The organism is Dielma fastidiosa, assembly GCF_003475485.1.
Lineage (GTDB): Bacteria > Bacillota_I > Bacilli_A > Erysipelotrichales > Erysipelotrichaceae > Dielma > Dielma fastidiosa.
The window spans coordinates 401,581-425,877 of sequence record NZ_QRQL01000002.1; the positions used below are offsets into that span (position 1 = coordinate 401,581).

The 24,297-nt window shown below is 39.8% G+C and carries 26 protein-coding genes; 1 reads left to right on the forward strand and 25 read right to left on the reverse strand.

What is annotated here, in order from left to right:
• Positions 1–74: 74 nt before the first annotated feature.
• From DWZ33_RS06695 to DWZ33_RS06745, 11 genes are all read right to left on the reverse strand, one after another.
• Positions 75–1,226 (reverse strand): sensor histidine kinase, encoded by a 1,152-nt coding sequence (locus DWZ33_RS06695; RefSeq protein WP_118454260.1) that lies wholly within the window; start codon positions 1,224–1,226, stop codon positions 75–77.
• Positions 1,223–1,900 carry a response regulator gene (locus DWZ33_RS06700; protein WP_118454261.1) on the reverse strand — a complete coding sequence of 226 codons (678 nt, stop codon included), beginning with the start codon at positions 1,898–1,900 and terminating at the stop codon, positions 1,223–1,225. The genes DWZ33_RS06695 and DWZ33_RS06700 overlap by 4 nt, the downstream gene beginning before the upstream one ends.
• A 106-nt stretch (positions 1,901–2,006) precedes the next feature.
• Positions 2,007–3,236, reverse strand: coding sequence for a serine hydroxymethyltransferase (gene glyA, locus DWZ33_RS06705; protein ID WP_118454262.1), 1,230 nt, complete (start codon positions 3,234–3,236; stop codon positions 2,007–2,009).
• A gap of 3 nt (positions 3,237–3,239) precedes the next feature.
• The gene (rpiB, locus tag DWZ33_RS17960; RefSeq protein ID WP_022937309.1) at positions 3,240–3,680 is read right to left on the reverse strand and encodes a ribose 5-phosphate isomerase B; all 441 of its coding nucleotides are present in this window, start codon (positions 3,678–3,680) and stop codon (positions 3,240–3,242) included.
• Complete coding sequence (locus tag DWZ33_RS06715) at positions 3,681–4,295, reverse strand: L-threonylcarbamoyladenylate synthase (protein WP_022937310.1); 615 nt, start codon at positions 4,293–4,295, stop codon at positions 3,681–3,683.
• Between the two features lie 64 nt (positions 4,296–4,359).
• Positions 4,360–4,737, reverse strand: a complete 378-nt coding sequence (locus DWZ33_RS06720) for a hypothetical protein (protein WP_022937311.1) — start codon at positions 4,735–4,737, stop codon at positions 4,360–4,362.
• A 70-nt stretch (positions 4,738–4,807) separates the two neighbouring features.
• Positions 4,808–5,665 carry a peptide chain release factor N(5)-glutamine methyltransferase gene (gene prmC / locus DWZ33_RS06725; protein ID WP_118454263.1) on the reverse strand — a complete coding sequence of 286 codons (858 nt, stop codon included), beginning with the start codon at positions 5,663–5,665 and terminating at the stop codon, positions 4,808–4,810.
• Complete coding sequence (prfA, locus tag DWZ33_RS06730) at positions 5,665–6,738, reverse strand: peptide chain release factor 1 (RefSeq protein WP_118454264.1); 1,074 nt, start codon at positions 6,736–6,738, stop codon at positions 5,665–5,667. The genes prmC and prfA overlap by 1 nt, the downstream gene beginning before the upstream one ends.
• Before the next feature lie 19 nt (positions 6,739–6,757).
• Complete coding sequence (locus tag DWZ33_RS06735) at positions 6,758–7,345, reverse strand: thymidine kinase (RefSeq protein WP_118454265.1); 588 nt, start codon at positions 7,343–7,345, stop codon at positions 6,758–6,760.
• An 80-nt stretch (positions 7,346–7,425) separates the two neighbouring features.
• Complete coding sequence (gene rpmE, locus DWZ33_RS06740; protein ID WP_022937315.1) at positions 7,426–7,632, reverse strand: 50S ribosomal protein L31; 207 nt, start codon at positions 7,630–7,632, stop codon at positions 7,426–7,428.
• A 177-nt stretch (positions 7,633–7,809) separates the two neighbouring features.
• Positions 7,810–9,903, reverse strand: coding sequence for a BglG family transcription antiterminator (locus tag DWZ33_RS06745; protein ID WP_118454266.1), 2,094 nt, complete (start codon positions 9,901–9,903; stop codon positions 7,810–7,812).
• Positions 9,904–10,111: 208 nt separating this feature from the next.
• Between DWZ33_RS06745 and DWZ33_RS06750 the strand changes: the two genes are divergently transcribed.
• Complete coding sequence (locus DWZ33_RS06750) at positions 10,112–10,744, forward strand: hypothetical protein (RefSeq protein WP_118454267.1); 633 nt, start codon at positions 10,112–10,114, stop codon at positions 10,742–10,744.
• A gap of 142 nt (positions 10,745–10,886) precedes the next feature.
• On the opposite strand, the gene DWZ33_RS06755 is transcribed toward DWZ33_RS06750, so the two are convergent.
• The 14 genes from DWZ33_RS06755 to DWZ33_RS06825 all read right to left on the reverse strand — a co-directional run bounded on the left by DWZ33_RS06755 (position 10,887) and on the right by DWZ33_RS06825 (position 24,296).
• Positions 10,887–11,123 carry a hypothetical protein gene (locus DWZ33_RS06755; RefSeq protein WP_118454268.1) on the reverse strand — a complete coding sequence of 79 codons (237 nt, stop codon included), beginning with the start codon at positions 11,121–11,123 and terminating at the stop codon, positions 10,887–10,889.
• A 161-nt stretch (positions 11,124–11,284) separates the two neighbouring features.
• Positions 11,285–11,839, reverse strand: a complete 555-nt coding sequence (locus tag DWZ33_RS06760) for a GNAT family N-acetyltransferase (RefSeq protein WP_022937319.1) — start codon at positions 11,837–11,839, stop codon at positions 11,285–11,287.
• Positions 11,840–12,295: 456 nt separating this feature from the next.
• Positions 12,296–12,880, reverse strand: coding sequence for a helix-turn-helix domain-containing protein (locus DWZ33_RS06770; protein WP_118454269.1), 585 nt, complete (start codon positions 12,878–12,880; stop codon positions 12,296–12,298).
• 157 nt (positions 12,881–13,037) lie between these two features.
• Entirely contained in the window at positions 13,038–13,676 is a 639-nt protein-coding gene (locus DWZ33_RS06775) for a beta/alpha barrel domain-containing protein (RefSeq protein WP_118454270.1), read from the reverse strand.
• Positions 13,677–13,690: 14 nt separating this feature from the next.
• A complete protein-coding gene (dapA, locus tag DWZ33_RS06780) occupies positions 13,691–14,569 on the reverse strand; it encodes a 4-hydroxy-tetrahydrodipicolinate synthase (protein ID WP_118454271.1) in 879 nt (292 codons plus the stop codon).
• Between the two features lie 9 nt (positions 14,570–14,578).
• Positions 14,579–15,184, reverse strand: a complete 606-nt coding sequence (locus DWZ33_RS06785) for a KpsF/GutQ family sugar-phosphate isomerase (protein WP_022937323.1) — start codon at positions 15,182–15,184, stop codon at positions 14,579–14,581.
• A gap of 10 nt (positions 15,185–15,194) precedes the next feature.
• Entirely contained in the window at positions 15,195–15,950 is a 756-nt protein-coding gene (locus DWZ33_RS06790; RefSeq protein WP_118454272.1) for an HpcH/HpaI aldolase family protein, read from the reverse strand.
• A gap of 66 nt (positions 15,951–16,016) precedes the next feature.
• Positions 16,017–17,294 carry a PTS ascorbate transporter subunit IIC gene (locus tag DWZ33_RS06795; RefSeq protein ID WP_118454273.1) on the reverse strand — a complete coding sequence of 426 codons (1,278 nt, stop codon included), beginning with the start codon at positions 17,292–17,294 and terminating at the stop codon, positions 16,017–16,019.
• 28 nt (positions 17,295–17,322) lie between these two features.
• Positions 17,323–17,601, reverse strand: a complete 279-nt coding sequence (locus tag DWZ33_RS06800; RefSeq protein WP_022937326.1) for a PTS sugar transporter subunit IIB — start codon at positions 17,599–17,601, stop codon at positions 17,323–17,325.
• A 20-nt stretch (positions 17,602–17,621) separates the two neighbouring features.
• Positions 17,622–18,062 (reverse strand): PTS sugar transporter subunit IIA, encoded by a 441-nt coding sequence (locus DWZ33_RS06805; RefSeq protein WP_022937327.1) that lies wholly within the window; start codon positions 18,060–18,062, stop codon positions 17,622–17,624.
• 448 nt (positions 18,063–18,510) lie between these two features.
• Positions 18,511–20,166 carry an ABC transporter permease subunit gene (locus tag DWZ33_RS06810; RefSeq protein ID WP_118454274.1) on the reverse strand — a complete coding sequence of 552 codons (1,656 nt, stop codon included), beginning with the start codon at positions 20,164–20,166 and terminating at the stop codon, positions 18,511–18,513.
• 17 nt (positions 20,167–20,183) lie between these two features.
• Positions 20,184–21,692, reverse strand: a complete 1,509-nt coding sequence (locus tag DWZ33_RS06815; RefSeq protein WP_022937329.1) for a sugar ABC transporter ATP-binding protein — start codon at positions 21,690–21,692, stop codon at positions 20,184–20,186.
• A 92-nt stretch (positions 21,693–21,784) separates the two neighbouring features.
• The gene (locus DWZ33_RS06820; RefSeq protein ID WP_118454275.1) at positions 21,785–23,065 is read right to left on the reverse strand and encodes a substrate-binding domain-containing protein; all 1,281 of its coding nucleotides are present in this window, start codon (positions 23,063–23,065) and stop codon (positions 21,785–21,787) included.
• Between the two features lie 199 nt (positions 23,066–23,264).
• The gene (locus tag DWZ33_RS06825) at positions 23,265–24,296 is read right to left on the reverse strand and encodes a galactose ABC transporter substrate-binding protein (protein ID WP_022937331.1); all 1,032 of its coding nucleotides are present in this window, start codon (positions 24,294–24,296) and stop codon (positions 23,265–23,267) included.
• Position 24,297 lies beyond the last annotated feature (1 nt).

A 24,297-nucleotide genomic window follows, 5' to 3' on the forward strand; every position in this document is an offset into this window, starting at 1 on the left:
CCGGGTTTTAGTTTATCAGGGATTAGGTTAAGACTAAGTTAAGACTCAGCATAAGTTACAGAAAAAAAACCGGTTTAATCCGGTTCGTTGACAGCTGTTAGATTTTGATTTAAAGGCAGCTGAATGGTAAACAAACTGCCATGTTCCAGCGGGCTGTATGCAACACTGCCGCCATGTCCCTCAATGATTTCACGGCACAGCGCTAAACCAAGACCGGCGCCGGCGGTATTTCTTGAACGTGAATTTTCAATTCGATAAAAGGGTTCAAAAATATGCGCTGCCTGCTCCTGATCAATACCGATCCCCGTATCTTCAACGGCAATTATATATTGATTCTTTTCAATCAAAGAACGCACCTTTAAAGTGCCTTGCTCAGTATTATACTTGATGCCGTTTTCAATCAAATTGGCTACTGCCTGTCGGAAGATAATTGGATTACCCTTAATCAGTCCTGATGATAATTCTGATTGAATATCAATCTTTCGCTGATTTGCCAAAGGCTGCATTTCCCGTATAATATCCACAATTATCTCCTTGACGTCAAAGACATCCTCAATGCTTGATGATTTCATTGCCGATAAAGCAAACAAATCCTCAACGAGGGCAATCATCCGCTGATTTTGTTTTTTAATGATTTTCACAACATGTTCATAATCTTCTATTGCCGGTGTTTCATTCATCGCCAAAATTTCTAAATTAGTACGGATAATCGTTAAGGGTGTGCGCAATTCATGAGCGGCATTTGAAGAAAAGCGCTTTTCACGAAGGAAAGCAATTTCCAAACGATCCATCATCGCATTAAAATCATCTGCCAGTTTCGCAATTTCATCTTTGCTGTCAAAGCCTTGAATTCGTGATGACAGCTGTTTTTCACTGATTGCTTCAATGCTGCTGCTTAGCTTTTTAACTGGCTGCAATGAATAACCCGCCAATAGATAAACTAAAAAAGATCCGCCGCCAATCGCTGCCAGCATAAACAAATAGCTCCTTTGGGTAAAATTATCTAAGCCATTATATACTGTCTCATCAAGCGCCGTATCCGGCGAAAAATTTTGATCACCATTAAGAATCGGATCGGCTTTCATCGCGGTTCTTAGTTTAAGAATTGGATCGGCTATAATAATGTTGGCATCACGGATTGAAGACTGCGTCATCGCCACACAAAACAAGGTCAATACAAAAGCGGCCGCTATCGTTACCCGCCAGCGTAAGGATATTTTTTTCATTCTTTACACTCCTCAATCAAATAACCGGCGCCGCGGATCGTAAGAATTATTTCCGCACCGCTTGCTTCCACTAATTTTTTTCTTAGATTGCTCATATGAACCTTAAGTGATGTACTGAAATAATCAGCATCACTTTCCCATACATGTTCAATCAGCTCCTCCGCGCTCACAACCCGGCCGGCATTAAACAGCAGATATTCAAGGATGGCATATTCCTTAGGTGCTAATTCAATTTTATTTTCATTAATCATAACACTTCGAAGATTCATATCAAGCGTCAGGCTGCCATGGCGAAGCAAAGGATCACGCTGTATAAAATTACGTCTTAATAAAGCTGCTGAGCGAGCTTCTAATTCCGCAAATGCAAAGGGTTTAATCAAATAATCATTAGCCCCTAATTCAAGTCCCTTCACTCGATCATCAATTTCTGTTCTCGCGGAAAGAATCAATATCTTTAATTCCTTGTTTTCTTTTCTTATCGCCTGCAGGACTTCAATACCATCCATAGACGGTAAATTCAAATCTAAAATTAATAGATCATAGTCATTTGTAAGCAGGTACTCTAAGCCCAAACTGCCCTCATCGGCAATATCTACCGCGTAGCCTTTCTTTTTAAAGCCCAAAGCCAGCGCTTCCAACAGATCAATCTCATCCTCAATAATCAGTATTTTCATTTTAACACATCCTTTCAATAATCTTATCACACGAAGGTTAAGATGCGGTTAAGGATAAGAAAAAGGTGATAGTTTTAGCTTGCTACCACCTTCGATTTATATTCGATTAATAAGCGCGGTGAATCGGATAATTGACGGTCAGTGAACGTACCTCGTCACGAATCTTTGCCAGTTCTTCCGCATTCTCTTTATTCTTTAACGCTTTTGAAATCCAAAGCGCTACTTGTTTAAATTCAGCTTCTTTGAAACCACGGGTTGTCATTGCCGCTGTACCCAAACGAATACCTGATGTTACAAATGGTTTTTGTGTATCAAAAGGAATCGTATTCTTGTTGCAGGTAATGCATACTTCATCAAGAATTTTTTCGCATTCCTTACCGCTGACACCAATTGAACCCATCACATCAACTAAAATCAAATGATTATCGGTACCGCCGGTTACGATTCTGAAGCCTTCCTCTTTTAATGTATCACTTAAAACTTTACAGTTATCAATGATTTGCTTTGCATACTCTTTAAACTCAGGCTGCAGTACCTCATTAAAGCACACTGCTTTTGCCGCGATAATATGCATCAGCGGACCGCCCTGCATGCCAGGGAACACTTTCTTATCCAATAATGCCGCGTATTTCTCTTTACAGAGAATAATACCGCCGCGCGGGCCTCTTAATGTTTTATGGGTTGTGGACGTGACAAAATCACAATAAGGAACTGGATTTGGATGCAGACCGGCAGCTACTAAACCCGCAATATGCGCCATATCCACCATCAGATAAGCACCGCATGCATCAGCGATCTCCCTGAATTTAGCAAAATCAATGATCCGCGGATAAGCACTTGCGCCTGCTACGATCAGCTTCGGTTTTTCTCGCATTGCAATTTCCATAACCTCATCATAATCAATCATTTCAGTTTCACGGTTAACGCCATAGCTGACAAAATGATACAGCGTTCCTGAGAAATTTAAAGGATGGCCATGCGTTAAATGACCGCCGGAGCTAAGGTCCATACCTAAAACCTTATCACCAGGTTCAAGGACAGCCATATAAACACCCATATTAGCCTGTGATCCTGAATGCGGCTGCACATTCGCATGCTCAGCACCAAAAATACGGCATAAACGCTCTCTGGCAATGTTTTCCACGACATCCACATTGACACAGCCGCCGTAATAGCGCTTGCTTGGATAACCTTCCGCATATTTATTTGTCAAAATACTGCCGGCTGCTTCCATAACTTCATCGGATACATAATTCTCGGAGGCAATCAGTTCAATGTTATATAACTGACGCTTTGCTTCTTCTTCAATGGCTGCCTGAATTTCAAGATCTTTCATTTCTTAGTCCTCCAATTTGCTTACTTTATCAATACGGCGCTGATGACGTTCTTCATGTGAGAACTCAGTAGTCAGCCATACATGAGCAATTTCCTTCATCAATTCTTCACCGATGATGCGCTGGCCCATGGCTAATACATTGGAATCATTATGCTCTCTGGTTAAACGGGCGCTCAATGGATCTGAACATAAGGCACAGCGGATGCCCTTGATCTTATTGGCTGCAATACTTACACCAATACCGGTACCGCATAAGACAATACCCTTATCATTCTCATGAGCCGCTACACTTCTGGCGGCGGCTGAGGCATAATCCGCATAATCGACTGAAGCAGTAGAATCAGTGCCAAAATCAGTCACCGTATATCCTTCCTCAATCAGCATCTTTTTTAAGATTTCCTTATATTCATATGCACCGTGATCACAAGCAATTGCAACTTTCATTTAATTTTCCTCCACGATTTTCATGATTTCATCTTCACTGATCGGGCCTTTGCGGATCAGCTTTACCGCATCCGTAGACGCATCTACAATGGTTGAGCTTTCCTTACAGCCGCACATTCCTTTAACTACCATGTCAATTCTGCCTTCCAGCTGTTCAATAACTTCCATGAAAGTTGTACCTGTCGGCATACCGGACATATTCGCGCTTGTTACCAGCATCGGCTTACCAATGCGGTTCATTAATTCAAGAATAAAATCATCATCAGGCATACGGATGCCGATGGTATCAAAGCCATTAGTTACATAGGCCGGTACATTTTCACGCTTCTTTAAAATAATTGTGAAGGCACCCGGCATAAATTTCTGAATCAGCTTCTTTGCTTTTTCCGTAACTACCGCCACGCTTTCAATCTGCTTCAGATTAGAAATCATCAGCGGAATCGGTTTATTCTCCGGTCTTCCCTTCGCTTCTTTTAAACGCTCCAAGGCTTTTTCATCATCATAAATGACACCTAAACCATACACTGTGTCGGTAGGAAATGCTGCCACGCCACCGGCTTGTAAACACTCAATAACTTCATCCATTTCTTCTTTTGTTTTTCTTTTTGTTTCCATCTATATCACCACTCTGCAAACAGTTTACCACAATTATTCATACTTATAAAGAAAAAGACTCGAATTAAAATCCGAGCCATTCACGCACAATTGATTTTGGTTTTACCTCTGGCAGACAAAATTCATTTTTTGTAAACTTACCGCCGACAACATCGCCTTTGCCATCTCCGATGGTTATGATTAAAGAATGGTTATGAAGCTTAACCTGCCAGCCTTCATGACTGAATTTTTGAATGCCGCTTTGCAGCAGTGTCTGATAACTGTCAGCATCCGCATATTGAAATAAATCACTGGCAATCGTCATCACCTCATCATGTACAGCGGCAATATCCGCTGCCTTTGAATCATTATATATTGTATATTCAGGAACCACACCTTCTGATTTTATTGGCGTTACCAGCCAGAATGTCCAGATCAGCAGGATTAGTGTTAGTTTTTTCATATGTCAGCCTCCTGCCTTAAGGATAGACAGTTCTGCTTAATTTAAACATAGAAAAAGAACCATTAGGTTCTTAGTCGCAATGATTATAAATAAATAACATACGATTCTTGCCATTCATATCCTTTAACACTTCAATCTTACTATCAGGGAAGTATTTTGCAGCCTCAGCCATCAAAGCTTCCTTTTGATTATATCCGATTTCAAAGGCAAGCATACTCTTTTCGTTTAGAATCAGCTTAGAGCGTTCAAATATGATGCGGTAGAATTTCAAACCATCATCACCGCCGAATAAAGCAACATGCGGTTCAAAGTCCTTAACCGAATGTTCAAGCTCCTCATCATTAGGAATATAAGGCGGATTAGAAATCAGAATATCGAAATGCAGCTGACGTTCAATTAAAGGCTCTACCATATCACCGCAGCAAAAGGCTACCTGTACTTCATTGATTTTTGCATTTTCACCAGCGACCGCTAATGCCCGTTCACTGATATCCGTAGCCATGACGTTTAATTTAGGTTCTTCTTTTTTCAATGAAATCGCAATTGCACCTGAACCAGTACCGATGTCGCAAACCATCACATTTTCCTTATCAGCAAAATGCTCATCATAGGCCGCCAGAATATTGGCAACCAGTTCTTCGGTTTCCGGGCGTGGAATCAGCACATCTTCATTCACCTTAAAGCGATAACCATAAAACCACTCAAAGCCCAGAATATGCTGGAGCGGTTCCCCGCTTAATAATCTCGGAAAGGCTTCGTTAAAGCTTTCTTCAAGCTCTGATGGCATCTCTTTTTCATAATCCATATAAAGATTCTGGGAATCCATATTCGCCAGCTCAAGCATCAGCAAAGTAGCACTTTGTTCACTCAAACCGGCATTCTGCATCTGCTTTTGAGCCTGTTTCAGACATTGACGATAGGTCGGCATTATTTTTCACCAGCCAGTTTCAGCTTTTGATCGTATTCTTCAAGCGCATCTAATACATCGCCCAGTTTACCTTCCATGATACGGTCAAGCTGGTTGATCGTTAAGCCGATGCGATGATCGGTAACACGATTCTGCGGATAGTTGTACGTTCTGATTTTTTCTGAACGGTCACCAGTACCGATTTTACTGCGGCGTTCTGCACCGGCTTCTTCTTCCAGCTTGCGCATATGCTCCTCATAGACACGGGAACGAACTAAACGCATAGCCGTTGCCTTATTCTCATGCTGAGAACGGCCATCCTGACACTTTACCGTGATACCGGTAGGAATATGTACGATACGCACCGCAGAGTCAGTCTTATTGATATGCTGACCGCCGGCACCTGATGAACGGCATGTTTCAATTTCCAGATCATTATCATCAATTTCAAAATCTGCCGCTTCAATTTCCGGAGAAACTAATACCGTTGCTGTTGATGTATGGATACGTCCGGCTGATTCTGTCTTTGGCACACGCTGTACACGATGTGAGCCTGATTCGAATTTTAAACGGCCATAAGCACGATCACCCTTAAGCATAAAGGAAATCAAAGAGAAACCGCCGGCTTCTGATTCCTGAACTTCCATTAATTCAGTCTTCCAGCCAACTGTTTCAGCATAACGTGTATACATACGGTATAAATCACCGGCAAAGATATTACCTTCATCACCGCCGGCTGCACCGCGGATTTCCACGATAACATTGTTATCATCCATTGGGTCCTTAGGTATTAATAATACTTCAAGCTTAGCAATCAGCTCTTCCTTGCGGGGTTCAAGCTCTTCAATCTCCATTCTTGCCATCTCACGCATCTCTTCATCTTTTTCATGAAGCAGCTCATGAGCGCTGACTAGTTCTTCTTCAATTTTCTTATATTCTTCATAAGCCTCAACCGTCTGCGTCAATGAAGCCTGTTCCTTCGCAAGCTTAGCCATCAGACGATTATCTGACAACGTAGCTGGTTCCAGCAGCAGCTGGCCCAATTCTTCATAACGCGCTGTGATTGATTCTAAACGTTCGATCATCGGATTCATAACTATACCTTCTTTCTTTTTATTTAATCAAAGTTCTGCCGGGTACCTCATGGCAATGACGGCACCGTGCTTCATAGCTTTCACTGGCTCCAACCTGAATGATCGGATCATCATAACGGGCCGGATGTCCATCAACTAGCCGCTGTGTACGGGTAGCCGGAGCGCCGCAGCGCATACAGACAGCCGTCAGCTTAGTAACAAATTCTGCATAGGTCATTAAGGATGGCATAACCCCAAAAGGTTCACCTCTAAAATCAAGATCCAGACCCGCGGCCATCACACGCCTGCCCTGATCCGCAAACGAGTTGCATACCTCAATGATACCTTCATCAAAAAACTGAACCTCATCGATGGCAATGACTTCGGCATCACCTGCCAGCTTTAAAATTTCTTTTGAACTGGAAACCGCAGAACTCTCGATGCATTTGCCGCAATGCGAAACAACTTGATCTTTACTATAACGATCATCGATTTTCGGCTTGAAAACGACAACCTTTTTACCGGCAAACTGAAGCACATTGATCCGTCTGATCAACTCCTCCGTCTTGCCTGCGAACATGCAGCCGGTGATTACTTCCAGCCAGCCTTCACGATATTGTTGATACATACATGATTACCTCGTTATCCATTCTTTATTATACTCGATAACACGGCAAGAAAAAAGGACTTTTTAAGTCCTGATTTTCATTATTCCTTAATGCCGTATTTCTTATTGAACTTTTCAATTCGTCCTTGTGCAGCTGCGAAACGTTGTCTTCCAGTGAAGAAAGGATGACAGTTTGAACAAGTATCAACACGTAATTCCTTAGCTGTTGAACCAGTTTCAAATTCATTTCCGCAAGTTGAACACTTAACAATAATACGATTGTATTTTGGGTGAATTCCTTGTTTCATAATTTTTCTCCTTCCGCCTTAAGTAACAGTTTACCTAAAGTAAGTGCTTTATAATTATAGCGGATAGAATTCAATAAAGCAAGTAGTAAATCAACGTTTTAGCCATTTTCAGCTACTTTTTCAATAAAAAGTTAATGCTATAAAGATTGTGATTCACTTTAGTTATAAAAATAAACCTTAAGCTGCTTCACTGCTTTCATATTCTTTAATATAATTGATTACCTCATCTGCTGTCTCCGCCTGATCCAGCATTTCAAAAAATTCATGTCTGTTAATCAAATCTAGGAATTCTGACATCGCAGGCAGATGGCTTTCATTATCCAATGCACTCAAACAGAAAATATATTTGACCGGATCATTTTCTGCGCTGCCAAATACGACTGGATTTTTAAGCACCGCTACCCCTAGCGCGCATTCTAAAGCACCATTTTCAGGCCGTGTATGCGGCAGTGCCACATGCTTAGTAATTACAATATAGGGAGCCGTTGCTTTATTGATACGGATAATTTCATCAATATAATGCTGAGTAACCTTGCCGGTATCCACAAGCTTAGCCCCTGATTGACGGATAGCATCTTCCCAATCCTTCGCTTCAAGTTTCAGACAGATCAGCTCTTTAGAAATTAAATCCGTCAGCTTATATCCCTTAAGCTCATCCTTAACTGCATTCTCATTGGGTGAGAACATCGCGTAAAGCTCATTATACAATGCATTCTCATCACTGATCACTGCATGCTTGCGAACTGCTTCTAAAATCATTTCTACATTAGGCTGATTGACCAGCGACATTTTCAATCGGGAGCATACCTCACGAACTACTTCATAACGCTCGCGCATATCCATGACAGGACTGACCTTAACCACTGGTATACTAAGTTCATTCATACCGCGATGAAACTGCGTCGTAAAAATAATCTCTACCGGTTCATTAAAATCAGCGTAACCGGCAGCTTCAATGGGCAGATAAAAATATATTTCAGGAAACATGTTCTTTAATTCATTATATAAAATTGCGGAGGAACCAATGCCATTGGAACAGACAATCAGCGCCCTTTTCTTCTCCATCGCTTCACCTTCACGATTCTTGGAATAGATGGTTGCGAAATGGATTGTCAGATAAGCCAATTCATCTTCCGGAATCTCTTCTCCAAAAAGAACAGTAAATGGTTTCATAGTTTCCTTAACTAAAGCATAAAGCTCTTTATATTCATCCTTTACCCGCTGACAAAGCGGATTATAGATTGGCAATTTGAACAGCAAACGATAATAAGCCGGACGAAAATGCGAAAACAGCTGACGGAAAATTTCCTCACTATCCTTATAATGGATGCCGCTTAAGAACTCAAAACGAGTCATAATCTTACCGACAATTTCGCCGATAATTAAGCAGTCCTGCGCATCTTCTTCAACATTTCCCACCGATATGCCTAGAATCCATGAACTAATATAATTGATTTCTTTTTCAGGAATTAAGCTTGTATTCTTATAGTTTGTCAGCAGGGCTTCCGTAAAGGCATATTCCTTCATTGATTTCATCGCATCTAAATCAGGCATCATACTGATTTCAGCACTGGCATCCTTGCCGCTGATCATTCTTGCTTTTAGAAATATGAAAATATAAATAAATTCTACAAGACGGTCTTCCACAAAGGATATATGATTTCTTTCTGATAATTCAGTTATTACCAGCTTGGAATATTCAAATGTATCCAAATTAAAATCATCGATAAATAAATCAAATACTTTCGTATTGCGTTCATCTGCTAAGGAAGAGATAATCAGCTTCATCATATAACGGCGGATTTCCATTTCAGAACCTGAAAGGTAATATCCCTTGATACGATTATTTTTTATTGTGATGTGATCTTGGTCTAATTCTAATACCAAATCCTTAAAATCTAACAACACTGTTGAACGGCTCACCTGAAGGGCATCGATAAAATGCTGAAGAGCGATATACTCAGGATTCATAAAAAGCATTAGGTAAATATAAGCCAGACGCTCTTTTTTATTCAGATAGTAAACATCATCTTTTTTCATCTCATGAATAAAACCGACAAGGAATTCACGCGTATGAGCATCAATCAGCAATTCTTTTTTACCGCCTGTTGTAATAATGGGCAGATTTTCAGATTTAAGCAGATGATTGATTTTTTCAAGGCGGTAAGTTACTTGTCTTTTAGTTGCTTTTGTTTCAATTTCGAGATCTTTCAATGTCAGATATGATTTCTTATTCAAGATTTTAATCAATGTTATTAAGTCATTATCCATTTTCAATCCCCCGATCACAGTTGAATTGTTATTATTTTCCACTTTCATTCTACTGGATAAGCTGCAAAACCTCAATTGAATTTATGTCTTATTTTTGTCAAGTGCTTATACAAAATTTAAACTTTGTTTTATATGTGCGTTCTAAATCACATAATAAGCTGATATTTTATGGTAAGATAATGGTAAGATCAACAAATGGAGGTAACTGATGAGAAACATAAATAAGTTTTTAAGCATATTGCTTATGGCAGGGATGCTGAGTGCATGTGCTGCACCGGCTGACAAGCAACCGGAAATAAATAATCATGATTCACAAAATAATGCAGCACAAGATGAAAATAAAGCTTCTGACGTCTATGAATATCATGGTGAAATGAACGCTCAATTTAATGGACGCAGTTTTACTTTAGAAGCAGCTCCAAAAAGCAGTGTGGAAGAATTAGTAGTAAATAATTATTATTATGATATTGCCAGTGAATATGACAAGCTGAGTGACTTGTATGGTGATAACGAAGCATTAAAGATATCAGCTGCCAATGAGAAGAAGAACTTTGATGAGGGTATATATGTTAAGGATTATGTTATCCATGAGGTAACGACCCTAACCCAAAATGAAATTGATGCTTTATTGGCTGAGCATATACAAGCGGATATCGATCAATACAGTCTTAGTGAAACAGCTGTTGTTAAGGCTGATATTGATTTCGTGTGGGGTGAGGATGCCGTTGGAGCACAGATTGACAGTGGACGTTATCCGAGAATCTTTTTATGCGGTAAAGTAAATACCGATGATGATTGGCTGATTTATGAGATATATTGGGGAGAGATGTACGGATATTAATAATGAAACTAAAATAACTGTCTTGTTGGTGATGAACCTCAAGACAGTTATTTTTTGTGTCAATTACTTTCTACTGATAAATTTACATATTCCTAGAATGAATGTTACACACTTAATTATATTTTCAAAAATTATGAAGATTTTAATCTTTTTCTAACTCATCAAACTGCTGCTGCGTAATTTTGCCTTCCTTCAGCAGTTTTAATCGTGATTCTCTAACACTTTCTCTCTGCTCTTTAGATAATTCCTTATTAGTTACAGCCTTAACTGATAAAGGACTTGATATCCGCCATATAAAGCGATCATGATCACTTAACTCTTTATATCTCTCTGCTTTTTCATCATCCGGTAATAGCCTGAATTCTTCTATTGTCAGCATTATACTCCTCCTTATTATTTTCCAAAATCTATAAATTTATGAATTATTTTTACCTTCTAATTTATCTAGTCAAACATTGTTAAATGGAACTTCATCATCACTTGCCATAGCTTCACTCTATAGGTTTGTAGGATTTCAGTTTATTTAATTATACTTACTATTTATTTCTTTAATGCTTTCCATTCATCTTCTAAAATTGACATCAAAATATCATCTGCATATTCATTGCCATCCATAATAGCATCTCTTAAAACACCCTCTCTCTTAAATCCTGCTTTTAAATATACTTTTTCAGCTCTTGGGTTAAATGAATATACATCCAACTCTAATCGATGTAACCTTAATTTTTCGAATGCAAAATCACGCGTTGCTTCTGTTGCCCAAGTTCCAATTCCTTTACCTCTCTCTGTCAATTGATAAAGACCTATACGAAAATTAGCGCTGCGTAAATTCCAATCAATTTCATTAATAATACTTTCACCAATTATTCTGCCGTTAGGTGCTATAATCAAAAAGAAATATCTATCATCATCTTCAAGCGATCTTAAGAAAAAGGTTTCAACTTCTTCTTTTGTGTATACTTCTTTACTACCGGTCAATCGCGCAACTTCTTTATCTAAAGGGCAAAAATTTTGTTCATAATAATTAGTTGCATCTTGAATTTTGGCCAATCGTATTATATAACCATCTTTCTTACCAAGAATTTCAGTATTCATTTAATATTTCCTCCTGCTAAAAATTCAATTTTTCTTTAAGTACATAATAACATAATGCTTCCATAACGTCATTTAGGTTTGTGTTCTGAAAAGAATATTATGCATTTTCCACAAGCAGTTAATCTTTAATTCCCTCAGCAAAATAGTATTGTGTAACAAGAGTTGTTAATAATAAACTGAAATACCTGTCATGATTCTTGATCGTAACAGGTATTTAATATCTTTAAGCCTTTTGAATGTAAGTTGCATAATCTTGTGTGGACATGAGCGGAGTATTCAGCTCATTTATAATATCTGCGTAAACTTGATGACATTGAATGATGCGACAGTCTGTCAAAAAGATATTTTCTATTTCCGCTCCGGCTGACATAGCACCCTTTAAAAATGCTTCGGCAATAAGATTAGCGGTGCTATTTACACCTGCCGGACTTCCATTAAATACAATTACTTATCCCCCTAAATTTTCTTCATGAATAAGCCATGATGGTTGCAATACCAATACAATAAGCCATGTCCACGGCAGAAAAACCGTACTTCAATAGAACTTTCAGGATACAGTTTTACCAATTCAAATCGTTCACCGGTACAATATGCCATAAAAGAAATATAATGATTTTTGGTCATAGGATGATGAAGTGAGACAAAATATTCATTTTCTATTTTTTCACAGCTTATTTGGTGTTCATCATCAACCTGCTCATTCTCTAAAGAGGGCAGTGTGACACCGCAGCAGGAAATCATTGCCGAGCCAGTGGCATGTAAAATATTTCCGCATATCGGGCAAACATAAAGATTTGATTTCATAATATTAGCCGAGCGATTCGTATTTATAATTTGCTCACCGGATAATAATTCCGGAAGTGAAACTTTTAAAATTGCGGCTAATGGTTCAATTAATGAGATATCAGGTAATCCCTTTCCTGTTTCCCATTTGGAAATAGTTTTATCACTCACGTTCAGCTTTTCTGCCAGCTGAAGCTGCGTCATGCATTGCTTTTCTCTTAACATTTTAATTACAGAGCCTGTTATATAAGTATTCATTTCATATACCCTCACTTTACTAGCTTAGAATACCATTATTCATATTAAGGAACAACCTACGCTGCGTAGAGCCATGCTTATACATTGAAACATATACACTAAACAAAAAAACTGCCATGTAAATATCAACATGACAGTTTTCTTTATGATTACTCAATTATTTCATTGCTGAACGAGTTTCATCAATAATCGCACGGATCTTTTTCGCATTTTCCGTAATTTCCTCAGATGTCCCTTTAGTCAGCAAACCGCCGAAGCCGCAGCATTCAGTACCTTTTTTTATCCAATCAGATAAGTTATCCAAAGTGATGCCGCCTGATGCAAGGATCGGCATAACCGGGATTGGGGTTTTTAGTACCGATACAAGCTCTGGGCCATAGAAATTAGAGATTGGGAAAGCTTTGATAAAGGAAGCACCAACTTCCATCGCTTCAACCATTTCGGTAATTGTGGTACAGCCAGGTGCATAAGGAATTTGATATCGATTGCATAATCTGGCAACTTCTTTGCTGAAATTAGGAGCAATGATAAATTTAGCACCCTTAAGAATTGCTAAACGTGCCGTTTCTGCATCGAGTACCGTACCGGCACCCACTACCAGCTGATCATTAAATTTTTTATTAATCGCTTCAATTACTTCACCGGCATTAGGTAATGTATAGCTGATTTCCAAAACATCTACGCCGCCGTTTAAACAGCCTTGCGCAATTTCAATGCCGCGCTCAATGGTTTCTGTACGAACGATAGCCATTGCGCCGGTTTTCTCAATTCTTGTTATGATATCTGTTTTAAACATAACCCATTCCCCTCTTACAATTTATAATAAGCAAGTGCTGCTTTAATTTGTTCATCAGCCTCAGCCGGCAGCTTGCTTACTGGATAACGCGCATCCCCCACATTAATGCCTAATAAAGTCACTGCTCTTTTCATCACTGACGGCACGGTTCCTAGCTTTAAAACACCACGCAGAACATCAATATCCTTCTGTGCCTGCTCGGCAGCTTCCAAATTGCCCTTTAAGTAATTTTCATAAATTGACACATCTAATTCCGCAATAACATTGCTTGTACCGGCAATAGCTCCTGCGGCACCGATTTTCAAAGCCGGCAGAATCTTTGAATCAGAACCAACTAAGACTACGAAATCACTGCCTTTACCCGCGTCAATATAACCCTGCATATTTTCCATGTTGCCGCTGCTGTCTTTAATGCCGGCAATATTCTTAACGCCAATCAATGATTTGACGGTTTCCGGTTCAATATTAATACCGGTATTCTTCGGAATGTTATACATGATAATTGGAATATTTACAGCTTCCGCAACCTTACGGTAATGGTCAGCCAGTTCCTGCTGAGTAGGAGCGATAAAATAAGGGGAAATCACGGATAACGCATCAGCACCGGCAGCTTCCATCCGCTGTGCCAATTTAATTGTTTCCTGAGTTCCGCATGCGCCGGCACCGACATAAACCGGTACACGATGGGCTGCCTGATCGATTACAATTTTAGCGAATTCTACTTTTTCATCATCGCTCAGCACATGAAATTCTCCATTTGTGCCTAAAATAAACAAGCCATGTACACCCTGACTGATCAGCTTATCAACCAATTGACGGGCTGCTGTCTCATTAATCTTCTGATTTTCATCAAAAGGAGTTACCATTGCGGTAATAATACCTTTTATTTCCATAGTTCTTTCCTACTTTCCTTCTCTGATCGACTGACCAAGCGCACCGCCTGGATGCCATCTGACATATTCCTGCGGTGTTAAACCACGGGTTTCCTGGAGTAAAACACTTAAACTTTGTAACATGACAATCTCTGCCAAAATAGATGCCCGCGGCGGCTTATTTAATGGATCTCCCTCATGTTTAACACCGGCAATCAGTGCAACCTCCGCGCTCTTTGCCAGCCATGAATCCGGATTGCCCGTAACCGCGATGATTTTAGCACCATTCTTTTTCAATGTCTCAACGGTTGCCTTTAATTCTGATGTTTCTCCGCTGTTGGAAATAGCAATTACCACATCACCGCTGAGTACCTGGCCGGCACTGCCGTGAACAGCTTCTGTCCCATGCAGTTCATAGGTTGGCGTACCGGTAGATGAAAGCAGTGAAGCCGCATAGCCAGCTACATGTCCTGGTTTGCCGATGCCTGTCACATGCAGGCGATTATTCTTAGCTTCCGCAGCCAGAATCAAATCCTTTGCCTTTTCAATGGCAGAATAATCAATATGATTGATATAATTTTGTATTTCAGAGAATTCAATATCAAGGAATTCTTTGATTACTTTCTTTGTTTCCATAGATCCTCCTTTATTTAATAATATCCTGATAGCCTTTAACGTATTGTTTTAAACCATCACGCAGAATATTTACATCAATGGCTGAGATAAGCAGATCAATATCATTCTTAAATTCGGCAATCAAAGGCAGCGGCCCAATAATTCCAAAGCCCTTATCTGCTCTTTTACAAGCATTCGCAACCTTACGAATCAAAGCCAGCTCATCAGGATGCATCATATTATCAGGATTGCCCATTGATATTCCCAAATCAGCAGGCCCGACAATCAAAGCGTCAATGCCTTCTACCTGAGCGATTTCATCGACATTATCAACACCCTTAACGGTCTCGATCTGCGCAATCGTAATCGTTGACTGATTCAGTTCACGCATATTTTCCTGATGGTTGCCTGATGGTTTGTAGAATGTATTTGCACCGCCTGAATAGCTGCGGCTGCCAAGCGGCGGATACTTGCTCCACTGCACTAGCTGTCTGGCTTGTTCACTTGTTTCAATCATCGGCACCATCACACCCGCAGCTCCGCAGTCAAGCACTCTTGATACATCACTGCGCGCAAGCTGTGCAGCCCTTACGATTGAAGGCATCTTAATGCCATTGCCCATCAGCATCAGATCATGCAGCCGATCATAAGGAATCATCCCATGCTCACAATCATAAAAGACAAAATCCATACCCGCATCCTTTGCCATAATCAACATCGCCGGATCATCTACAATTTTTATCAGGGTACCAAATAATGGCTGCTGTTTCATTTTACTTTTGATCATACGCTCTCCTTAAAAAGCAAGAACAAGGAATTTTCACTCCTTGTTCCTGTACAACTATAAATCTAATTAGTGGAAAATGCTTAATACCTTGTACAAGAGTGTTCCGACAATATTGTAGTCGATGTTCGGGAATGAAGCACCAGCGATACCAAGTGTTTCAAATACCGGATAAAGAACCAGAGGTAAAGCAACTAAACCAATACCAACTAAGAATGAACCGGCAAGAGCGCCCTTCCATCCACCATAAGCATTACCGAATACACCGCAAGTACCGCCTGAGAAGAAGCAGATACCAGCAGCTGGAATCATAATTACCGGACTCTTAAACAGAACCATCATTGCCATACCGAACAGACCGCCTAAGAATGCACCGACGAAACCGATAACAACTGCAGTAGGTGCGAATGGGAAAATAGCAGGACAGTCAACAGCTGGTTTAGAATTAGGGATATATTTTTCAGAGATAGCAACGAATGCAGCTGTGATTTCAGCGATGAACTGACGAACACCATAGATCAATACGCTCATACCAGCAGCAAATTGCAGACCTTGCAGCAGCGGATATACAAACCATAAGTCATTGCCTGACATTGACAATACTGTTTCCATGTTGCCTGTTGCAACGCATGCAAATACAGCAATATAGAATAATACAACCATGAAGCATGCAATTGAGAAGATAAAGTCACGGAATAATTCAAAGAATTTAGGCATGTTAACATTGCTTGAATCAGATTTTTCTTTTGAACCAGCAAATAATTTACCAACATAACCAGAGAAAGCATAACCAATACAGTTGAAGTGACCCATTGCCAGATTATCTGAACCGGTTATCTTATTCATAAACGGCTGACAGAGCGTTGGCAGTGCAGCACCGCAGAAACCTAGAACGATACCGCCGCCGATAATTGTAACTGGCATTGGCAGACCCACAGCGATAAATACTAATGCAAGTACACATGCGAAATATAAGAAATGCTGACCAGTTAAGAAGATTGCTTTAAATGGTGTAAACTTAGCAATTACCAAGTTAGCAACGAAACCTACTAACAGTACAAGAGCTACCTCAGTACCATAAGTATTTAATGCCATACCGGTAGCAACCTCTACCTGAGTTGTAACACCGTCAATTCCAAACCCTGTATTGAATAATGTAGTAAAGTTAGCAACGATCGTTGAGATAGCGCTTGATCCAATGTTGAAGATCATAAAGCCCATAATCGTTTTTGCAGTTCCTGAGATTACTTCAGTTGCTGACTTCTTTTGCAGCAGCAGACCGATAAGAGCGATTAAACCAACGATCAGCGATGTATTCCTGACTTGTCCTAATAATGCATCTAACATATTCTTTTTCCTCCCTTAAGTTTTACAACTATTTTTTAGTATCTAAGAATTCATTTAATTTTGCTTTGATTTCATCTTTATCAACAATGTTGCGGATACCGACAGCAAATGGAACCTTATCTTTTAATTCCATCATCAGATCCTCCATGGTGATAACCAGATCCCCATTAAAACCAATTAATGAATCAAGATTTCCATGTTCAGTAACGATTTCCATGTTATTTTCTTTTATAACCTGATCAACCTTAATCTTCAGCAGCATGCTCGAACCCATGCCGGCACGGCAGCAAACTAATGCTTTGTACATATGTGTACCTCCTTTTCTACCTAATGGTTTAAATAATCAATGACTTCTTTTGGATCATTTGTTTTATCCAATAATTCAAAAAATTCTTTGTTTTCAAGTAGTTCAGCTAAATCAGCCAATGCGCCAAGATGTGAGTTGTTGTCTTTAGCACTTAGACAAAACAGATACTTCACTGGATCATTGTCAGCATTGCCAAAGGCAACCGGCGCTTTTAAAGTCGCGATACCAATAGCACTTTCCAAGGCTCCGGTTTCCGGCCGGGCATGCGGCAGCGCTACATGAGGTGTGATAACAATGTATGGACCCGCGGTTTTTACTGAATCGATAATTGCATCAATATAGCTAGCTTTAATCTTGCCTTCATCTTCCAGCGGCTCAGCGGCCTTTCTTACTGCATCTTCCCAGTTATCAGCTTCAATCTGCAGCCGAATCAATTTCTCACTCGTTAAATCTTTAAGCATGTGGATCACCTCCTTGTGATTCTGTAAGCTTACACAGGCGGATGATTTATTTCATCTCTTCCCTTTACACTTGTGATTTTAAAGCATAATCGAAACGCTTTCAATCCTTTTAGAGTTCAAGATTTGTGTTTGCGCAAGACAATTGTTAAACTGAAGAAAAGCCTGATTTAATAGGCTTTACAAGCATTTTAATGAAGCACTTTAAGCATTTTATGGCAAGCTTTTTTAAGTCTTAATTTTGTATAATGCAAACACAAAAACTGAACGCTTGGTTATGATTTGAAATGATAAACAGCATTATAAATAAATAAGAACAAACATAAAAAAAGTGGTTCAAGGCCTCTAAAAGATATTTTTACCATCTTTTTAAATGCCCTGAACCACATGTTATCTAAACCTGAACTTTGATTTTTTATAACTATTACTAAGCATTGCCTTCTTATAGTTATTATTTTTTCTGAACGTATTTCAGACAGTCCAAAGTTACTGCTGTGATAATGATAATACCTTCAAATACGAATTGAAGATTTGTATCGATACCAAGAATTGTCAGTGAGTAGATTAATACGGTGAAAATAAGTACGCCGACTACTACACCTGAAATCTTACCAATACCGCCAGTAAAGGATACGCCGCCTACTACGCAGGCCGCAATAGCATCCATCTCCCAGCCTTGGCCATATGCCGCAGAACCAGAACCGATCATTCTTGCACATTCAAGCCATGAACCAAAGCCATAAAGAATACCAGCCAGAATAAATGCACCCATGGTTACCCAGAATACTGAGATACCAGAAACTGCTGCTGCTTCCGGATTGCCGCCGACTGCATATAAATTCTTACCAAAAGTTGTCTTGTTCCAAATAAACCATACAATTGCGATGGCTACAACTGCCCATAAAATAATCGTTGGGAAGCCGCCGATTCTTGGAATGATCATCTTTGGAATTGATGGATCGATAGCACCAAATGATACACCCTTTGTCGCATAAGTAACCAAACCAAAGATAACCAGCATATTAGCCATTGTAGAAATAAATGGATGCATCTTAAATCTTGCGGTAAAGAAGCCTGCAATGGCAGTAAAAAATGTACATAACAGAACACACATTACCAGTGCAAAAATCATTCGCGCACCAATCGGCATACCTGTAAAATCAAACACATGACCAAATACCGCACCGGTATTGATTCCCTGATGCATGATAATGGTTGCCGTCGTCATACCCATACCAACCATACGTCCGATTGAAAGGTCGGTACCGGTCAGCAAGATTAAACCCGCAACACCAAGCGCTAAGAACATTCTCGGTGAAGCCTGCTGTAAAATATTTAAAACATTGTTAAAGGTCAGCAGCGGCACACCCTTGATGATTGGGGTAGCAATACACAGACCAATAAAAATTAAGATAATCGCAATATATAAGCCATTATTCAGCAAGAATGTCCGTTTATTAAATGAGTATTTATAATTCTCCCATTTCTGCATTCTTGATTCCATAAAGGTGAATTTAGATAAACGCAGCAAGTCAATCAGGTGATACTGCCATACAAAGGCGGCATGCCTTCTGTCTTTAATTTGCTGAAGCTCTTTATCTAACTCCATTTTGGCATCAAACATCCGGTTCTTATGAACATATTTTTCATCCTTGATTTCCTGATGATCAGAAATTTTTGCCAAAGTATCTTTATGTTCTTTTTCTAATTCCGCAATTTTCTTATTATATGCTTCCTTAGCCTGTATTTTTTCCTGTTCGCAGCTTTCTTTTAATAGCTGATAATAATCTGAATCAAAGTGCGCTTTCAAATATGCAATCGCATCGTTAATCAATTTTGAAACCTCATCCTTGTTGTTTGCTTCAACGGTTTTTGCTTTTGCCAGCTGTTCATTATATTCCTTGATTCTATTTTCTTTCTCTTCCTTTTGTATACTGCGATCCCGTTTTAAAGTATCAATATTATTTTGAAGAGCAACTACACGATTGGTGCCGTCGGCTCTGAGATCATCAATCTTTTCTTGTATTTTGCCTACATAATCCTCAATGGGCTGCCGCAGTTGCTGTTCCTGTTCAGCCGTTAGGATCTTATCGTTTCCTTTCGCCATATTAATTCATCTCCCTGTTATAGATATTTCGCACTGAGTCTTAAAAGTTCTTCCTGGTTTGTCTCTTTAGTATTCACGATACCAGACAACCGCCCATTCGACATGACACCAATACGGTTTGTTATACCGAGAATCTCCGGCATTTCCGATGAAACAACGATAATTGTCTTGCCCTGTTTCGCCATATTGATAATTAATTCATAGATTTCATATTTCGCACCAACATCAATTCCGCGTGTAGGTTCATCCATCATAAAAATCTTCGGTGCGCGTTCCAGCCATTTGCCAAATATAACCTTTTGCTGATTTCCTCCGGATAGGCTGGAAATCTTATCGTCAGGCCCCATGCATTTGGTATGCATGATCTTGATTTCATTAGAAGTAGCTTTAATCATTTTAGATTCAGAAAGAGCTACACCTGACTTATACTGGTTTAGATTGGCAATTGTCGTATTAAAAGTCAAATCACCCTTCAGGAAAATACCATTCGCCTTTCGCTCTTCGGTAATCATTGCGAAACCATTCTCCATGGCCTCTTTTGCACTGCTGAAATTCATCAGCTGATTCTTGTAATAAACACGGCCTGCCGCTCTTGTACGAACACCAAAAATAGTTTCTAAAAGCTCAGTACGGCCAGCGCCTACCAGACCATATAAACCAAAGATTTCCCCTTCTTTCACATCAAAGGATATATCTTGTAAATGCGGTTCAAATTTAGTAGACAGATGCTGAATGGATAAGATGTTTTCACCCGGCGTATTGTCTACCGGCGGGAAACGGTTATCCAATGAACGGCCAACCATTGCGGATATTAAATCGTTCATATTAGCATCCTTGGTACTCTTTGTCGCAACCAATTTACCGTCACGAAGTACCGATATTTCATCACATATCTCAAAAATCTCATCCATCTTATGAGAAATATAAATAAGGGCAATCCCCTGTTCTTTTAGCTTTCTCATCATCTCGAAGAGCTTGTTCACCTCCTGCACCGTCAATGACGATGTAGGCTCATCCAGAACAATTACCTGTGAATTATAGGAAATTGCCTTAGCGATTTCACACATCTGCCGCTGGGAAACCGACATATTCCGCATCGGCTGCGTAAGATTTACAGTCATTCCCAGCTTTCTGAATAGCTCAGAAGCTTCTTTTTTCATTCTGCCTTCATCAACCACACCCAAGGAATTGACCGGATAACGGCCCAGAAAAAGATTATCAATTACATTTCTTTCCAGGCATTGATTCAGTTCCTGATGCACCATCGCGATACCATTTTCAAGGGCATCCTTAGGACCGGAAAAGCTCACTTCCTTGCCCTTTAAATAGATATTGCCCTCATCTTTCTGATAGGTACCAAACAGGCACTTCATCATGGTTGACTTACCGGCGCCATTCTCACCCATAAGTCCCATAACGGTTCCGCGTTTCACATCCAGATTGATATGATCCAGAACTCTGTTTCGGCCAAATGACTTGCTCATACCGCGTATTGATAAGACGATATCATCTTTCTTATCTGTCATTGTTCTTACTCCTCTGTTTAAAAATGCTGCATTGCCATAAATAGGTTCTTAGGGAGAATTTCTTCTCCCTAATCGCCTTTAATTAATAAATATTATTGATTTAATAAACTTGTATAAGAAGCCGCATTATCGGTCTTAACCATGTTAATAGCAAAGGCATCAAATTGGCTAGGGTTACCAAGACGGTTTGTAATATTAGATTCTGTCTGACCATCGCCGCCGATATATTCAACTTTTAGATTCAGAAGCTTGTCATATTTTTGTAATAATGGCTGATAAGTAGAACCTAAGAAATTATCTGCAGAGTTATAGATGTTCAGCCATACATTCTTTGTAGGATGAGCTGCTTCATCAAGCTGATTAGATACTGGAGCGTAAACCATTGTAGAATCCATGAAATCCTTATAGTTGTCTGCTGTAACAGCAACATTTAATGCATAATAAGAACGTTCATCAGCATTGTATTTGAAAACATCAGCACTCAGTACGTTACCTGCATCATCAGCAGTACCGATACCTGTATCGATGTCTACACCATCAAGTGCATTACGAAGAACACGCAGTGTTAAATATGCCTGTACGTCAGCATGCTGGCTGATTGTTCCGCCATAGCCTTCAGCGATAGCCGCAACAGCATCACTATTAGCATCATAACCAAAAGTAGCTACTTTATTATCTTTTGACCATGCGTTAAACATTGACATACCCATACCATCATTATTAGAAACTACGATATCAATTTGATCACCAAATGAAGAAGCCCAAGTACCGATAGCGTTACCTGCGGTTGCAGCATCCCATGTTGCACCTGCAGAGTTCTTCATTTCCTGTGAAGCAAGTTCACGAACGATATAAGTCTTACCATTGATTTCAAGTGTTCCATCTTGAACGATGGCTGTTGTTCCTTCAGTATTTGTACCGATTGGATCACTGTTAACATTACCGTCTTTATCTACGGCTGTACCTAATGCTTTACGAACACCTCTGGTACGTGCGATTGAGTCATTATGTCCGATATCGCCGATAGCCAGAACATAACCGATGATACCGTCACCATTGCGGTCAATCGTATCGATGTTCTTTTCAATGTAATCCATAACCATTGTACCTTGCAGTTCAGCACCTTGGTTCGCATCGAAACCAACATAATATGTGTCTTTGTTGAAATTCAGTGCGTTCATATCAAGTTCGCCAGTGGCGCTGCTTGATGGCTGACGGTTAAACCAAACTAACGGTTTATCCTTGTTGGCAACTTCCGCAGTACCAGGATCCGACGGGTTATCTGTCGGTTTGTCGTTGCTGCCGCAGCCTGCAACAGCAAATACCATTGCAGAAGCCATACTTACTGCTAATGCTTTTTTGAGTAATTTCATAATAAATCCTCCCTTGATTTATCCAAATTATAACTTTATCAAGGGAGGATTACCATGCGATATTATTCACTGCACTATAAAATTTCTTTGATAGCGCATACATTTTTATTCTTTTATCCATAAATAATGGAGCTAAACAGCTTAAAAATACCGATTATTTCCCAGGAAAACTTCATTTTTCATCATTAATTATAGTTACTTATTTAATCTGTGTGGTCAGGGCAATTTGGGAGCAGTTATAATACTTTCCGTCCTTTAATTCAATTTCTTTCTGCACATCATGTCCCAAGCCGGCAGCTGATGCGATTTTAAAAATCACACTCGCATACTCATCGCTGTCACATTGCACTGTTCCAAATAATTTGCCTGATTCCAAACCCTCAATACCTTGAGGGGTACCATCAATGCCCACAATTTTAATCGGCGCGGTAATTTTTTTACGCTCCAATGCATCGGCTGCCCCCAGTGCCATATCATCATTGTTGCTGATAACCAGCTCGATTTCGTTAGGGTATTCATCCAGCCATTTCTCCATCCATGCAGAGCCTTGACTTTTTTCCCAATTTCCGATGCCGCCGGTAATTTTCTCCAGCGGCACACCGCCGTCTTTTAATGTCTGAATAGACCATTCAGTTCTGATCAGAGAATCCTGATGATTCGTCTCGCCCTCAAGAAGTACATAGCTGACCTTGCCGTCATTGTTTAAATCGAGTGAGCTTGGATCTTCATTATAGGCATCTACTAAAATATTTCCCTGCAAAACAGCTGATTCCTTCGCGTCCTCACCGACATAATAAAGCTTCTCCCAGCGGTTCATGTCCTCTTCCACCGGTTCTCGATTGAAGAATACAACAGGTATATCGCCTTCCATTGCCCGATTAATAATATAAGATGCGGCTGAACGGTCAACCATATTGACACAGATCACATCAACACCTAATGATACAAAACGATCCACCTGGCTGTTTTGGGTATTTTGACTGCCTTTCCCGTTCACGATATCAAGAACGATCCGGATGCCAGTATCCTTTTCGTAGGCTTTTACCTGTTCCTCCATCTTTCGGCAGAGATTGTTAATAAAGGAATCATCCCCGCGATATAAAGTGACGCCGATGCGAAGTGTCTTTTTTTCTTCTTTTTCTATATTACTGCGGCTTTGAAAAACGATACAGCCAATTACCAGACAAAAGATGAGAATCCCTGCTGCGATGAATGAATTTTTCTTTTTCATA